The organism is Anoxybacillus kestanbolensis, assembly GCF_001996285.1.
Taxonomy (GTDB): Bacteria; Bacillota; Bacilli; order Bacillales; family Anoxybacillaceae; genus Anoxybacillus; species Anoxybacillus kestanbolensis_A.
This window is the reverse complement of record NZ_MQAD01000005.1, coordinates 52,890-67,598: the sequence shown is the minus strand read 5'-3', so window position 1 is coordinate 67,598 and position 14,709 is coordinate 52,890. Positions and strand designations below refer to the sequence as shown.

17 protein-coding genes are annotated in these 14,709 nt (G+C 42.8%); 7 read left to right on the top strand and 10 right to left on the bottom strand.

The window, feature by feature from the left end:
* Positions 1 to 32: 32 nt before the first annotated feature.
* The 3 genes from yidC to BO219_RS02680 are packed head-to-tail and all read right to left on the bottom strand — an operon-like array spanning position 33 to position 1,418.
* Complete coding sequence (yidC, locus tag BO219_RS02690; protein ID WP_077428314.1) at positions 33 to 752, bottom strand: membrane protein insertase YidC; 720 nt, start codon at positions 750 to 752, stop codon at positions 33 to 35.
* A 51-nt stretch (positions 753 to 803) separates the two neighbouring features.
* Positions 804 to 1,085 (bottom strand): hypothetical protein, encoded by a 282-nt coding sequence (locus BO219_RS02685; protein ID WP_077428313.1) that lies wholly within the window; start codon positions 1,083 to 1,085, stop codon positions 804 to 806.
* A gap of 45 nt (positions 1,086 to 1,130) precedes the next feature.
* Positions 1,131 to 1,418: a MerR family transcriptional regulator gene (locus BO219_RS02680; RefSeq protein WP_006323413.1), complete on the bottom strand. Its 288-nt coding sequence runs from the start codon at positions 1,416 to 1,418 to the stop codon at positions 1,131 to 1,133.
* A gap of 189 nt (positions 1,419 to 1,607) precedes the next feature.
* On the opposite strand from BO219_RS02680, the gene BO219_RS14625 reads away from it, so the two are divergent.
* Positions 1,608 to 1,784 carry a hypothetical protein gene (locus BO219_RS14625; RefSeq protein ID WP_171700079.1) on the top strand — a complete coding sequence of 59 codons (177 nt, stop codon included), beginning with the start codon at positions 1,608 to 1,610 and terminating at the stop codon, positions 1,782 to 1,784.
* Positions 1,785 to 1,930: 146 nt separating this feature from the next.
* Here the strand turns inward: BO219_RS14625 and BO219_RS02675 are convergent, their stop codons facing one another.
* A complete protein-coding gene (locus tag BO219_RS02675) occupies positions 1,931 to 2,848 on the bottom strand; it encodes a diacylglycerol/lipid kinase family protein (protein WP_077428312.1) in 918 nt (305 codons plus the stop codon).
* A gap of 295 nt (positions 2,849 to 3,143) precedes the next feature.
* Here BO219_RS02675 and BO219_RS02670 point away from each other — a divergent pair, with 295 nt between their 5' ends.
* The 6 genes from BO219_RS02670 (at position 3,144) to BO219_RS02645 (ending at position 7,845) form a co-directional block, all read left to right on the top strand.
* Positions 3,144 to 3,503 (top strand): Na-translocating system protein MpsC family protein, encoded by a 360-nt coding sequence (locus BO219_RS02670; RefSeq protein WP_006321933.1) that lies wholly within the window; start codon positions 3,144 to 3,146, stop codon positions 3,501 to 3,503.
* Between the two features lie 119 nt (positions 3,504 to 3,622).
* Entirely contained in the window at positions 3,623 to 4,612 is a 990-nt protein-coding gene (locus tag BO219_RS02665) for a sodium-dependent bicarbonate transport family permease (RefSeq protein ID WP_006321927.1), read from the top strand.
* An 80-nt stretch (positions 4,613 to 4,692) separates the two neighbouring features.
* Complete coding sequence (locus BO219_RS02660) at positions 4,693 to 5,811, top strand: NAD(P)/FAD-dependent oxidoreductase (protein ID WP_077428311.1); 1,119 nt, start codon at positions 4,693 to 4,695, stop codon at positions 5,809 to 5,811.
* A 40-nt stretch (positions 5,812 to 5,851) separates the two neighbouring features.
* The gene (locus BO219_RS02655) at positions 5,852 to 6,502 is read left to right on the top strand and encodes an MtnX-like HAD-IB family phosphatase (RefSeq protein WP_077428310.1); all 651 of its coding nucleotides are present in this window, start codon (positions 5,852 to 5,854) and stop codon (positions 6,500 to 6,502) included.
* Entirely contained in the window at positions 6,499 to 7,536 is a 1,038-nt protein-coding gene (locus BO219_RS02650; RefSeq protein ID WP_077428309.1) for an iron-containing alcohol dehydrogenase family protein, read from the top strand. Before BO219_RS02655 ends, BO219_RS02650 begins: the two co-directional genes overlap by 4 nt.
* Positions 7,537 to 7,590: 54 nt before the next feature.
* Positions 7,591 to 7,845, top strand: coding sequence for a sigma-G-dependent sporulation-specific acid-soluble spore protein CsgA (locus BO219_RS02645; RefSeq protein WP_077428308.1), 255 nt, complete (start codon positions 7,591 to 7,593; stop codon positions 7,843 to 7,845).
* A 34-nt stretch (positions 7,846 to 7,879) separates the two neighbouring features.
* Here BO219_RS02645 and BO219_RS02640 read toward each other — a convergent pair whose 3' ends face one another.
* The 6 genes from BO219_RS02640 to hutP form a co-directional block, all read right to left on the bottom strand.
* Positions 7,880 to 8,611, bottom strand: a complete 732-nt coding sequence (locus tag BO219_RS02640) for a YkgJ family cysteine cluster protein (RefSeq protein ID WP_077428307.1) — start codon at positions 8,609 to 8,611, stop codon at positions 7,880 to 7,882.
* Positions 8,612 to 8,703: 92 nt separating this feature from the next.
* Positions 8,704 to 9,654 carry a formimidoylglutamase gene (gene hutG, locus BO219_RS02635; protein ID WP_077428306.1) on the bottom strand — a complete coding sequence of 317 codons (951 nt, stop codon included), beginning with the start codon at positions 9,652 to 9,654 and terminating at the stop codon, positions 8,704 to 8,706.
* Positions 9,638 to 10,900 carry an imidazolonepropionase gene (hutI, locus tag BO219_RS02630; RefSeq protein WP_226373746.1) on the bottom strand — a complete coding sequence of 421 codons (1,263 nt, stop codon included), beginning with the start codon at positions 10,898 to 10,900 and terminating at the stop codon, positions 9,638 to 9,640. Before hutI ends, hutG begins: the two co-directional genes overlap by 17 nt.
* Position 10,901: 1 nt before the next feature.
* Positions 10,902 to 12,551 (bottom strand): urocanate hydratase, encoded by a 1,650-nt coding sequence (hutU, locus tag BO219_RS02625; RefSeq protein ID WP_143271264.1) that lies wholly within the window; start codon positions 12,549 to 12,551, stop codon positions 10,902 to 10,904.
* A gap of 14 nt (positions 12,552 to 12,565) precedes the next feature.
* A complete protein-coding gene (gene hutH / locus BO219_RS02620; protein ID WP_077428303.1) occupies positions 12,566 to 14,089 on the bottom strand; it encodes a histidine ammonia-lyase in 1,524 nt (507 codons plus the stop codon).
* 89 nt (positions 14,090 to 14,178) lie between these two features.
* Complete coding sequence (gene hutP, locus BO219_RS02615) at positions 14,179 to 14,628, bottom strand: hut operon transcriptional regulator HutP (protein ID WP_077428923.1); 450 nt, start codon at positions 14,626 to 14,628, stop codon at positions 14,179 to 14,181.
* Between the last annotated feature and the right edge of the window lie 81 nt (positions 14,629 to 14,709).

Sequence of the window (14,709 nt, the reverse complement as noted above, 5' to 3'; positions counted from 1 at the left end):
ACGAAAAGAAACCTGCTCAGCTAGCGAGCAGGTTATTTGGCAGTTTCTACTTGATGCTTCTTCCATTGCGCACGCATCACAAGCGACTGAATAATCGAAAAACATCCACCAACGACCCAATATAGCGATAAAGCGGAAGGGACAGAACTTGCCCCCATAAAAATCATCACAGGCATAATATATGACATGATTTTCATTTGTGTCGCTACTTCTGTTGTTGTGGCAGATGGAGATAAACGCATTGAAATAAATGTCGTTAAACTTGCTAATATCGGCATAATGAAATATAGATCACGATGACCGAGTTGCATCCATAAAAATGAATGTAGTTTAATTTCTTCTGTACGCGAAATCGCGTAATATAGAGCCATGAAAATAGGCATTTGAATAAAAATCGGCAAGCAACCGCTCATCGGATTGACACCATGTTTTTGGTATAGTTGCATCATTTCTTGTTGTAGCTTTCGTTGTGTCTCCATATCTGTGCCTTTATATTTTTGTTGCAGTTTTTGCATTTCTGGACGAATGCGTTGCATCGCAATATTTGTACGAAATTGTTTAATCATGAGCGGAAGCAACCCAAAACGGACAACAATCGTCAACGCAATAATTGCAAGCCCGTAATTTTCTTGAAATGCGTGTCCAAGCATCAGTAATAGCTTTGACATTGGGTAAACAAAATAATGATCCCATACACCTTGACTATGCTCTGTAATCGGTACATTTCGATTGCATGCACTTAACAACAACACAAAAAATAAAAATAGTCCATTTTTTCACGATATAGCTCCTCCTTGTTTGTTTTATGATAAGCAAACAAGGAGCATCCTTCCTTCTTCACCACTCGCATAAGACTGCTCGTTTATCGGGATTTTACGTTGTTGAAACGTGACAAAACGTATGTGTAATGGCGTATATGTGTATGCATCGCTCATCTTTTTGCAACCGTTCATATCGTATGTGACGAAGCGTTGAATAGTGACGGGGTAATTCGCTTGTCGCTTCACATAGCACGTCATCGCCACAACGAACATACTGAAGAGCGATACATACGTAAATACATCGAATGAAAACTCCATAAACATGACCATTCCCCTTCCACCATCAATTATAACATGGAAAAGAGAAAATTACATGCGAGAACGAAAATGAGCGTTGATTTGTCCTTTTCTCATCGTTTCACGAATTTCTTTCATCATTTCATAGCGAATTTCCCGTGTTTGCACTCCTTCCTCTCGTTTGTTTGCAATCTCAACGAGCCATTCAACATCTGCGAAAGAATACTTTCTCGTCCCTTTTGACCGATCAGGAAAAATAAGTTGGCGCTCCTCATAATACCGAATTTGTCTCGGTGACAAACCTGTTAACTCACTAACAATACCAATTGAAATAACTTTTTTATGTTTATACGATTCCATCCTCATCCCCCTCATGCACGTTATATTTTATAACATTAATATACTGTATTTTATGAATATTGAAATGAATTTTGTTATAAAAAGTAACAAAACTTATTATTTATGTTATGAAAAGTAACAAAAGTGCTGTTTACAACATAGAGAAGAGATATAATGATTATCAAATAAATGACGGAAGGAGGAAAGGAAATGGGAACCCTTCTGCAAATAACGATGAAACAAAAACAATTTTATATCGACAAACTGCATGAAGAAGGAGAAATACATCATTGGACACTAACAGAACTGCGAAAAAAATATGAACAACTTCGAAAGGAGATTGCCGATGGAAAAGAAAGCTATAGATTTAGCAAAACAAATTATTGAGCTTGATCTGCAGCGAGATGCAATATTCGAGCAACTACTTGCACTGTTTGGCGATCACGCCTATGAAATATTGCGGCATATACAAAACAAGTATTAAAGGCTCTTAGCGACAACAAGAGCCTTTCACTATTTTTTTCTTATGCGGGCTACTTAAGCACACGTATTTGTTTGTTTGCTGAAATCGTAATCTCACCTTCACCAATTTGCTCGCCGTCTGCATGGAGAGGAAGAGACGTGTTGCTGCAAATATGAATATATTTCCCTCGAAACGTATGTACTTCTTTCATCTTTATATGACCACCCCAAAAAACCGTCACAAATAAGGCGAGTAATTTCAAACGTGATATATTATCGACAACAACGACATCCAAATGTTGATCATTTGACTGCGCAAATGGAGCAATCTTCATTCCACCGCCATAATACGGATGATTCGCAACGGTGACAAGCCACGCATTTGAAAACGTATATTGTTTTTGATCAACTGTCAATTGTATGACGGTCGGTTTATATAAAAACATTTCCTTTAATAAGTAAAAAACGTAAACAAACTTTCCTAGGTACAAGCGATTTAAAATTTGTTTCCATTTTGACGCATTCACTTTTCTTGAAATATGTGCATCAAATCCACAACCAACATTGTTCACAAAAACACCTTGTTTTGCACTTTTAAATGCCCCAATGTCATACGAATCGACATGCATACCTTCCACACTTGATAACATTTGACTAAGCGCTTTTCGCCACGTGATCGAGAGTTTTATCCCACGAGCAAAATCGTTTCCTGTCCCAGCTGGTATGTACCCGACAGTGACATGATCATACATCGCGATACCATTCATCACTTCGTGCATCGTGCCATCTCCACCAACTGCAATTAATATAAACGGCTCATGAGTGTGCTCTGCAATTTGTTGCGCTAACTTCGTTCCGTCTCCTTGTGCTTTTGTAAATACAACATGATAACGAATATGGTGATGCCGAAGTGTTCGTTCAATTTTTTTCCATGTTTTTTTACATTTCTCATTTTTCGCTGAAGGATTTACGATAAAATACAGTATCAAACCTTCTCCCCCACTCTCTACCCTTTCCCTTTATTGTACCATGGCATATACATGTATGACATCAATCTTTTCCCTTGACATAACTTTCAAACCTTTATAAAATAAAAAACAAATTGTTGCACCGAACGATTGATAGCAAGCTCGTTTTATTGTTTTGCCTTAGCGTTTTCGACATGGCCACATGGCGAAAACGAAAGGGTTAACATTGAGGCGAGTTAAGCTAAAAATACATCGGTATGTTTCACTTCATCTATACGTGAGGCATGCCGTTTTTTGTTTCTAAAGGGGGATCAACGTGAAAACAAAAGGAGAACTAGAAGATCAAATTAGTCGCGCGCTCACCCAATGGGAAAAAGAATATTTAGGCCGCGGTCCACTCTCTGTGAAAACAGATATTTTACGAAATATGGTGATCGTGCAATTAAGAGGCATTTTAACTCCTGCCGAAAAAGTATTGTGCGAAACAAAAGAAGGGATGTTGTCGATTAAACGCATTCGCGCAGATTTAATTGAATCAGGTAGCGAGCAACTAAAAGAAATGATCTATACACTAACAGGTAAGCAAGTAACAAGCATGCATACAGACATTAGCACAAAAACAGGAGAACGAATGATTGTCTTTTTACTACAAGAACCAATTGACATACAAGGTTGATCTTTTAAAGGCCCTTATGGTCAGTAAAAGATAAGCCGGAAATATTTTTCGATCCGATCGAAAAATGTTTCCGGCTTTTTTGTTGAATATAAAAAAGAAACATAAAGGAGAGGATTACGATGCAAGAAATGGTTATCAACAATTTAACATCGCCCGCCATTTTATTTTTTATTCTCGGCATTATTGCTGCTCTCGTCAAATCAGATTTAAAATTACCAACAGGATTAAATGAATCGTTAAGCATCTATTTGTTAATCGCAATCGGAATGAAAGGTGGCATTGAACTTGCGGAACATTCTTTTCATGAACTCGTTCGCCCGTTAGTTGGAACATTATCACTTGGTATCATCATCCCAATTATTACGTTTGCTGTTTGTCGTCGTCTTGGCATTGATCGTAAAAACGCAACAGGTATTGCCGCAACATATGGTTCAGTTAGCATCGTTACATTCGGTGCTGCACTCGCTTTTGTCGAACAAGCAAATATTGCGTACGAAAGTTACATGAGTGCATTTGTCGTTCTGTTAGAGAGCCCGGCAATTATCGTATCGCTTGTCATATTGAAATTGTTAGAAAGTCGCTCATATAAACAAGAAATGGTATATCGCTTCTCAGCTACATCGGTATACGGACCGATCATTAAAGAAGGGCTATTCGGAAAAAGCGTCTTTTTAATGGTCGGTAGCCTTCTTGTTGGGCTAATCGGTGGAGATCGTGCGCTTACGGTTGTGAAACCGTTGTTCATTGATTTATATCCAAGCGTTCTTGTCCTCTTTCTACTCGGCATGGGCCTAACAGCAGGAAAACAACTTGCAGCTGTACGCAAATATGGGGTCAAACTGCTCGCATTAGGGATTCTTTTACCTCCTGTATACGGCTTTTTAGGAGTGGTAATCGGTTATTATTCAGGATTATCTTTCGGGGGAACGATTTTACTTAGCGTACTCGCCGCAAGCGCCTCATATATTGCAGCTCCAGCTGCGATGCGCGCATCGGTGCCAGAAGCGAATCCGGCTATCTATCTTGGCATGGCGCTCGGGCTTACATTTCCGTTCAACTTAACAATCGGCATGCCGCTATATTATGAAATGGCGAAGTGGTTCTATTAAAAAAGCAAGGGGCTCCCTTGCTTTTTTGTCGTCTTATGTTATTGTAATGGTACAAAACAACAAAAGAAAAGGTGTGAACAATGAATCGTTATATCGTCATTGGCGCTGGAATTGTTGGCGCTTCTGTTGCTTTTCATCTCGCAAAAGAAAAGGTAGAGGTTGTGATTATCGACCGTGAAGATCACGGACAAGCAACCAATGCAGCAGCAGGAATCATTTGCCCGTGGACGTCACAACGGCGAAATAAAAAATGGTACGCACTTGCGAAAGGTGGTGCCGCATTTTACCCTTGCCTCATTGAACAATTGCAAACATACGGTTACGAAACGGGATATGAACGTGTCGGAGCGATTTGTTTACATCATGATCTCGATAAATTGAGAAGTATGGAAGAACGCGTACTCAAGCGGCGTGAGGAAGCTCCTGAAATAGGAGAAGTCACTCGGCTGTCTTCAAAAGAAGTAAAAACTCGATTTCCTGTGTTACGTGATGAATACGAAGCGCTATATGTCAGTGGAGCTGCCCGTGTAGACGGACGTGCCTTGAGACGCGCTCTCATTCATGCTGCCACTCACTTAGGGGCAACATATATAAAAGGTGATGCAACACTTTTGCATGAAAATGGCCGAGTCATTGGTGCCTCAGTAGCGAATGAACGTTACGAGGCGGATGCGGTCGTTGTCACAGCAGGTGTTTGGGCAAAATCGTTACTTTTGCCACTAGGTATTGAATTTCTCATCACGCCACAGCGAGCACAGATCGTGCATCTACAACATCTTGAACAACATACGGATCATTGGCCTGTCGTCATGCCTCCAAACAATCAATATTTACTTGCCTTTCCAAACGGGAAAATAGTTGTTGGCGCGACGCATGAAGACGGTGTTGGCATTGACTGCCGTGTGACTGCTGGTGGATTATACGAAGTGTTACATAAAGCATTAACTATTGCCCCTCACTTAGCGGATTGGACCCATGTGGAAACACGTGTTGGCTTCCGTCCCCACGCACCGAACTTTTTACCTATATTTGGTGCCGTCCCACAAATCGAAGGCCTTTACGTGGCGAATGGGCTTGGCGCATCCGGCTTGACTGCAGGACCGTATGTTGGAGCAGAGCTTGCGAAAATGATTCTTGGGCAGCCTACTTCATTACAACAAAGCGACTACGATGTTGCCCAAGCGATTCAATTTCTTTGATGAATGCATATACAAAAAAAAAAAAAACGAAGGTTATCTCATGAACAAATGGGCTTTTGTTTCTGATTTTGACGGAACGATTTCGCATAAAGACTTTTACTGGATTGTTATTGAAAAATATTTTCCTGAAGGGAAACGATTATTCGAACAATGGCGTGCTGGAAAAATAAAAGATATCGACTTTTTAAACACTATTTTTACATCCATTCATCAAGATGAAGAAAAAATCATTGAAGATATTCATCACATCCCGATTGATGAAACAGTTTTACCTTTTATTAAACACGTTCAACAGAGCGAAGGCGATTTTTATGTATTAAGCGCCGGAACTGATTACTATATCCGACACATTTTCAAAAAATATGATATACGTGGCGTCGATATTTTTTCTAACGAAGGATATTATCATGATAAAAATATTCATATGCGCATTAATCCAAATCATATTCATTATTCCGAACGGTATGGCATCGATAAATCTAGCGTCATTCGTACATTGAAACAAACGTATAAAACCGTTTACTTTATTGGCGATAGTGAACCAGACGTTCATGCAGCGAAAGTAGCCGACGTGACATTTGCCAAAGGAGCTTTACAATCATTGTTGCGTGAAAAACAAATTCCATTTGTTCCTGTGGACACATTTGCGGATGTTGAACGTTATTTACAAGAAAAAGGGGTATTGACATGAACATCCCAATTCCATCTATTCTTGAAATTGGCGAAGGTGTCATTTGGCGCATAGACGAACTGATAAAAACGTATCGTTTTTCCAAAGCTGTTATCTTATTTGATGATTTCACTTATCAAACGTACGAGCAAGAGATGAAACGAGCCATTTCATCTGCTGTTGTTCATACCGTTTGCTTACCACCACAGCTTGATATCGTAGACATTATGAAAAGGGCGTTTGAACTCCCCCACTGCGATGTGATGATAGCAATGGGCGGCGGGGCAGTCATTGACTGCGGCAAATATATGGCATTTTTACGACAAGTGCCGTTTCTTAGCATACCAACATCTGCGTCAAATGACGGTTTTGCAAGCACAAACTGCTCGTTACTTGTCAATGGTAAAAAAACAACCGTTCCCGCTAAAGTACCGTTCGGCATTTTGGCTGGTTTACATATCATTCAGCAAGCTCCTGATCGTTTTATTTTAGCAGGAGTAGGCGATTTAATGTCGAACATTACAGCGTTATATGACTGGGAATTTGAACAAAATCACGGCGTCAGTCGGGTAAACGCTTTTGCAGCGATGATTAGCAAAAAAACAGTCAACAGCTTTATCCGTACACCAATGCAAAATATTAAACATCCTATTTTTCTAAAAGAATTAATTAGTTCGTTAACAATGGGCGGCATTTCTACTGTGATTAGCGGAAATAGTGCACCGATTAGCGGATCTGAACACCTAATCTCCCATGCACTTGACAAAATCAGCCCGTCGCCACATATGCATGGCATTCAAGTAGGAATCGCCACATATATCATGGCACATGTTCAACAACATCGGGCTGAACGTATCACAAAAGTGTTTACACGTACTGGATTTTTCGATTACGTCAAAACATTACAGTTGAACAAAGAGGAATATCGTCAAGCAATCCACATGGCACCAACCATAAAACCAAACCGCTATACGTACATTCACGACGAAACATATCGAAAACGAGCCGTTCAACTGCTTGATGAAGACCCTATTTTACAAGAGATTTTCGTATAGCGACACATATTTCATGACAAAATCGCCCACCCTACTGTTAAGGAGGTGGGCGAGTTGAATCAAACGTTAGCTTATTTACGCGAAGCGTTAGCAAACTACGCTGACCGTCATCACACGGTAGCCATGCATTTATATAAAAAACTAATAAGTAAACCATACAAAAGTGAAGAACAATTCGTCCGCGACTTATCACCAAAAGAAGTCGCCTTTTTAGATCGCATGCTACGTCAAGAAATGAAGTATGCAAAGGAAGAACAAGACAATATTCGTGTTTATCATTTAAATGAAGTGTATGAACAATTAATTTGAGTAACAATGCCTAGCGCCTCGATTAGTGCTAGGTTTATTTCTTTTCATCCACGAAAAAACGAAACAAATAGTCCATGTCAAACAAGTCGTCTGGATAATCGATCCCAACATCTTCTCCTTCATAAACAAACGTTTGAATGAAATCGTGAAGCGCTTCGATATAAAACTCGTATAAAAATTCATAACTAAATGGCTCATCAGGCAAATATGATTCAGCACATACATTCGGAGAACAGTAGTTTAAATACGTACGACATGGTATTGGCCTTACTTCATAAATCAAACATGTATTTGTTTGGCGATTTAAAAATATACATGGCAATTGTTCCTTCATATATGTTTCTTTGAAGTGATGATCTTCTGTAAAATCTAACATGTTTACTCGTTTTATTTTTTCAGCATAATGTTCACCATACCATTGAATATGTTCATGAATCCACTCCTGCTCCCGTTTAGGTAGTTCAGCGATTTTCATCATGATCCATTTTGCTTCTGCTCTCGTTGTAATGATTGGAAAATAGCAACAATACGCACACCCTTTTGCGCAAGTTGAACGAATGTTTACCTTTCGCTCAATCTCACGAATATGTTCATCAACAAGAAAAAGCAATTGTTTAAAGGCTAGGAACATGAATTGTTTCCCGTTCTCCCCGGTATATCGTTCTAACCACATATCAACTGCATCAACAAATGCTTGGCCATTGGGCATATGTTTGTCATTTATTTTCTTGCAAATTTGGACAATTTGATCGTATGTTAAAGGCATTCACTGCTCTCCTTTCAAATGGGTTTGCTTTCATTCCAATCATACAAACGGAGCCGCTTTTTGTCGATCTGTTTAACATAAAAAAGGATGACCTAAAAGTCACCCTCCTTTTTCTCTTTTAAAAACTGTAAAATAAACCACGCCGCTAGTCGGCTTGTCATTTGGCGAAAATCAATTGTCGGGTCGATTTCGACAATGTCCATTGCCTGCACCTTATCATAGCGAGCAAGTAGCAAAATGGCTTGCAACAGCGTGCGGCTATCCATCCCACCTGGCCCAATCGCTGGACACCCAGGGGCAAATGCTTGGTCAAGCACATCCATATCGACCGATACATATACCGCGTCCACGTCCGATAACATCTGCATACTTTTTTCGATAATCGTTTGAATGCCGAGGCGATACACCTCTTCGACCGTATACATCGTCACTCCACGTTGTTTTCCGTATTCCGTATACGCGCGGCTATTCGCAAAGTCACGCAACCCAATTTGCACAAGTTGACTGCCATCAATAACACCCGCTTCGATTAACCGACGAAATGGCGTACCGTTTGTTGGTCCCCCGTCTTCTAAGTTGCGTAAATCGTGATGGGCATCGAACTGGATCATGCCAATTTTTCCTTTTTGCTTTTGCCAGCCGCTAACAACTGGAAACGTGATAGAGTGGTCGCCGCCGAGGGCAATCCACTTCGACTCGGGATATAAAGCAACGACTTGTTCGACCGTTTCAGCAATGCGTCTTTGTGATTCAACGATATCGGTCGGATGCATCACAACATCGCCATAATCAGTAACCGTGATGTCCGCTAAATCAATTCCCGCTTCAATCGAGTATGTGCTATAAAACGACAACGCTTGCCGAATCGCCTGTGGAGCAAATGCCGCACCCGAATGGCTAATCGACGATTTAGACAGCGGCACACCAATTACACCGATGTTACCCGCCTGTTTTCCATCCCACGGAACGAGCAATTCGTTCGCTTTTTTCACATAGCGGTCTTGAAAAGTTGCTTTTCCTGCTTCTTTAAGATACGGAAACATCACCTTTTCCCCTTTCGCTCACCACTTTCCCTTCTTTTAGAACCATTCGGACATGATTGATTCCGTAATGGTATGGTACGTACATATAATTCGGCGCATCCCATAGAACGATGTCCGCTTTTCTTCCGATCATAATTCGCCCTGCGTCTTGTCCGCGATTGACCGCATATGCCGCATTGACGGTTACCGCATGCCAAATTTCTTCTGAAGTCATTCGTAAATATAGTGCAGCAAGCGTCATAATGAATTGCAAATTTTCTGTTGGCGAGCTACCTGGGTTAAAGTCTGTCGCAAGCGCCACTGCTGCCCCTTCGTCGATCATTTGCCGTGCGTTTGCATACTTTCCTTTCCCTAAATAAAAAGACGTCCCAGGAAGCAATACAGCGATGGTGTTTGAATGGGCAAGTTGATAAATCCCTGCGCTAGATGCCCCAACAAGATGATCGGCACTTACCGCTCCAACTTCAACCGCTAGCTCCGTCCCACCTAGCGAATCAATTTCATCAGCATGAATTTTAACAGCAAACCCTTTTTCTTTTGCTTTTTGTAAAAAGAGGCGTGACTGTTCGACCGTAAATACACCTGTTTCACAAAAAATGTCGGCAAACTCGGCAAGCTGCTCTTGTTTAATGACATCCATGAAGTCGACCATTTGCTGTAAAAAATCATCCGGATGGTTTTGATGTTCTGTAGGAATCGCGTGTGCGCCTAAAAATGTTGACACAACTTCTACGGGGTGCGTTTGGTGTAGGCGCTTCGCCACACGCAATTGTTTCCATTCTGTTTCCTCGTCTAATCCGTAGCCACTTTTTGCTTCGACCGCTGTCACCCCGTACGAAAGCATGCGATCCAAATGAACGCGTGCTTTTTCGTACAGCTCTTCTTCGCTTGCTGCTCGCGTCGCGCGTACGGTCGACAAAATACCACCACCACGCTTTAAAATCTCTAAATACGGAACACCTTGCTGCTTTAGCGGTAGTTCATGTTCGCGCGAGCCAGCAAATACAAGGTGTGTATGCGGATCAACAAGCCCTGGTGTCACAAGCTTCCCTTCTGCGTCAATGATATGTTTGGCAGAAATTGTTTTCGTTTCTGCATTGCTGCCAATCCACGCCACACGCCCATCTTTTATTCCGATCGCTGCCTGTTCCATCAAAGGGAGCGTCTTCATCTGCTCCCCCTTTACTGGTCCGTCCCCTTCCATCGTTAACAATTGCCCGATATTCACAATCAGTGTGTCCATCAAATTACCCCCTTAACATCGGGATGTGAATGTTCATTTTTTGTGCTACTTCAATCGCTCGTTCATAGCCTGCATCCGCATGGCGAATAATCCCCATGCCCGGGTCAGTCGTTAACACTCGTTCGAGCCGTTCTTTCGCTAAATCCGTTCCATCGGCAACAACGACCATTCCTGCATGTAGCGAATAGCCCATGCCAACCCCGCCGCCATGATGAAACGAAATCCATGACCCTCCAGCCGCCGTGTTAATGAGTGCATTGAGCACTGCCCAATCCCCAACGGCATCGCTACCGTCTTTCATCGCTTCTGTTTCGCGGTTTGGCGAGGCGACGGAACCGCAATCTAAATGGTCGCGCCCGATGACGATTGGTGCTTTCAACTCGCCTTTACGTACTAATTCGTTGATTGCTAGCCCCATTTTTACCCGCTCGCCATAACCTAGCCAGCAAATGCGGGCAGGAAGCCCTTGAAACGCCACTTTCTTTTGCGCCATGTCAATCCAGCGTAACAGTGCCTCGTTTTCTGGGAATAGCTCTTTAATGAGCGCATCGGTGCGATAAATATCTTCTGGGTCGCCGGATAGCGCTGCCCAACGAAACGGTCCTTTTCCTTCGCAAAATAGCGGACGAATATAGGCAGGAACAAACCCTGGGAACGAAAACGCATTTTCGACTCCTTCGTCTTTGGCAACTTGGCGAATATTGTTGCCGTAGTCAAATACAATCGCCCCACGTTTTTGGAATTGTAGCATTGCTTCCACATGTTTTGCCATGCTTTGTTTCGAGCGGCGGACGTATTCGTTTGGATTGTTTTTTCGTAATTCCGTTGCTTCTTGTAATGACAATCCTTCTGGCACATAACCGTTTAACGGATCATGGGCAGACGTTTGGTCAGTCACGATATCAATAGGCACACCACGTTTTAGCAATTCGTGATGCACTTCAGCGGCATTGCCAACAAGCCCAATCGATAGCGCTTCCCCACTTTCTTTTGCTTCTCGTGCCCAATGAAGCGCCTCGTCAAGCGAGTGCGTCATTCGGTCGCAATATTTCGTGTCGATTCGTTTTTGAATTCGGCTTGGATCGACTTCTACCGCAATGACTACTCCTTCATTCATCGTTACCGCTAACGGCTGTGCTCCGCCCATGCCGCCTAGCCCAGCAGTAAGCGTAATCGTTCCTTTTAGCGTTCCGCCAAAATGTTGCTTCGCCACCGCCGCAAACGTTTCGTACGTTCCTTGTAAAATGCCTTGGGTGCCGATATAAATCCAGCTTCCCGCTGTCATTTGCCCGTACATGATTAGCCCTTTTCTGTCGAGCTCATGAAAATGTTCCCACGTCGCCCATTTCGGCACAAGGACAGAGTTGGATAAAAGCACGCGCGGCGCCCGTTCATGCGTTTTAAACACACCGACTGGTTTTCCGGATTGAATTAATAGCGTTTCGTCATTTTCTAACGTGCGCAACGTCCGAACAATCGCATCAAACGCTTCCCAATTTCGTGCTGCTTTCCCAATGCCCCCATATACAATTAGCTCTTCTGGTTTTTCCGCCACCTCTGGGTCTAGATTGTTGTATAACATGCGCAATACTGCTTCTTGTTCCCACCCTTTGCATTCAAGTTGCAACCCTTTTTTCGCTTGAATCTGTTTCATCGTACGATCCCCTTTCATCTATTAATTACCGTTTCCATCGTTTGCGAAAAAAAATCCCATTCCACATCCTTCAGCCATTTTGCTGCTGCTTCAATATCTTTCGCAAAAATGCGATCTTTTGTAATCGATGGGACGATTTTTCGCGCTGCTTCATAAAAAGCTCGCGTCTTTGGCGCCATGTGTTCCACGCCACGGTATTCGACAGCCTGCAACGCACAAATTAATTCGATTGCCAATACACGCCTTGCGTTTTGGATGATCGCATAGGCGTGGCGGGAAGCGATCGTTCCCATGCTAACGTGGTCTTCTTGGTTTGCAGAGGACGGAATCGAATCGACGCTGGCTGGATGCGCTAACGTTTTATTTTCGGACACAAGCGACGCTGCCGCATATTGCATAATCATCGCCCCTGACTGCAATCCTGGCGCTGGGCTTAGAAACGGTGGCAAATCGTTTAATTGCGGATTGACAAGCCGCTCAATGCGCCGTTCCGAAATATTGGCCAATTCCGCTACCGCAATTTTCATAAAATCCATCGCTAAAGCAATTGGTTGACCATGGAAGTTCCCACCAGAAATGACGGTCGCACCATCATCGAAAATAAGCGGGTTGTCGGTTGCCGCGTTCATCTCAATTTCGAGCTTTTCTTTCACATAATCAAGTGCTTGCCAAGACGCACCATGCACTTGTGGAATGCAGCGAAGCGAGTAGGCATCTTGAACGCGCAATTCTCCTTGTGCCGTTGTCAGCTTGCTTCCCGCTAAATATGAGCGGATACGTTTCGCTACTTCTGTTTGTTGGCGGTAGCCGCGCACAAGATGCACGCGCTCATCGAATGCATCAACAATCCCACGCAACCCTTCCATCGTTACTGCGGCAATTAGTTCACTTTCATACGCAAGCTGTTCCGCTTCTAAATAACCGACAACCCCCATTGCCGTCATTGCTTGTGTACCGTTAATAAGAGCTAATCCTTCTTTCGCTTTTAATGAAAGTGGCGCAATACCTGCCTGTGTCAACGCAGCGAGTGCTGGCATACGTCGACCGCAATAAAACACTTCCCCTTCACCAAGTAAAACAAGTGTTAAATGTGATAGGGGCGCTAAGTCACCGCTCGCACCGAGAGAACCTTGTTGCGGAATGACTGGATGAATATGCGCATTTAATAAATCAACCAACCGCTGAATGACAACGGGGCGAACACCCGAATAGCCTTTTAAAAGCGCATTTGCCCGCAACAATAACATCGCTCGCGATACGATTTCGGGAAACGGCTCACCGACTCCGCAAGCGTGCGAATGAATTAAGTTCCACTGTAGCTCTTCGACATCGTCTGCTTCAATAAACACATCGCTAAACTTTCCAAAACCTGTTGTAATCCCGTACACAATTTTCTTATTAGCAACGATATCCTCAACTGCTTTTCTACTTTTTTTGACTACGTCTATACTGTCTTTGGATAAAACGACTGCTTCCTTTTGATACAACACGCGCTTAACTTGTTCTAACGTCAACGTATGACCTGTTAAAATGACCACGCTCACACCCCATCCCTTTAATAAAATAAAGAAGGAGGCTACACCACCATTTAGTGGGATAGCCTCCTTCTGAACTAAATACCTATAGGCTACATATGATTGATTCCTAATCCGATTGTTTCATGCTCTAACCCGCGAATCGGCGCCCCGATCGTTCCGTACAAAGCAACGGCAATCCATTCGCCTTCTGCTTCGTTTTCATATGGCATGCCGCGCACTACCGCAAAGCGAAGACCGACCGTTCGCATGAAATCACCTAATTCTACTTGACCTCTTGTAACCCCTTGCATCGCTTCGACAACCGCGTGATATAAAGCATGCATTTCACGGTACAACTCTCCGTTTACGACACCGTTTCGTTTTGCTGCTGTTTCGATGGCGGCTACAATTTTTTGCAGTTCCATGGCTCCAACTTTTCCTTTGCAGTAGCGCCATTGCAATAACGATAAGTGCTCAAGCACCGCTTGTTCCTCTTCCTCTTCCATTAATGCGAGCAAAATCGCATTGCGACCGATTCTTCCTCCTGCCTGCTTTAGCAACACACATCAACACCTGTTTTTCAAATTTTCTAAAAATCTAATCGTCTATTATCATTGTAAGAGTCTAATCGAAGACTGTCA

Coding starts and splice junctions, on each gene's coding strand:
- hutG (WP_077428306.1), bottom strand. CDS start 9,654: ATGTTTCCGTATCTTAAAGAAGCAGGAAAAGCAACTTTTCAAGACCGC.
- BO219_RS02660 (WP_077428311.1), top strand. CDS start 4,693: ATGAATCGTTATATCGTCATTGGCGCTGGAATTGTTGGCGCTTCTGTT.
- BO219_RS02685 (WP_077428313.1), bottom strand. CDS start 1,085: ATGTTTATGGAGTTTTCATTCGATGTATTTACGTATGTATCGCTCTTC.
- BO219_RS02680 (WP_006323413.1), bottom strand. CDS start 1,418: ATGGAATCGTATAAACATAAAAAAGTTATTTCAATTGGTATTGTTAGT.
- BO219_RS02650 (WP_077428309.1), top strand. CDS start 6,499: ATGAACATCCCAATTCCATCTATTCTTGAAATTGGCGAAGGTGTCATT.
- BO219_RS02640 (WP_077428307.1), bottom strand. CDS start 8,611: ATGCCTTTAACATACGATCAAATTGTCCAAATTTGCAAGAAAATAAAT.
- BO219_RS14625 (WP_171700079.1), top strand. CDS start 1,608: ATGGGAACCCTTCTGCAAATAACGATGAAACAAAAACAATTTTATATC.
- BO219_RS02665 (WP_006321927.1), top strand. CDS start 3,623: ATGCAAGAAATGGTTATCAACAATTTAACATCGCCCGCCATTTTATTT.
- BO219_RS02655 (WP_077428310.1), top strand. CDS start 5,852: ATGAACAAATGGGCTTTTGTTTCTGATTTTGACGGAACGATTTCGCAT.
- hutU (WP_143271264.1), bottom strand. CDS start 12,551: ATGAAACAGATTCAAGCGAAAAAAGGGTTGCAACTTGAATGCAAAGGG.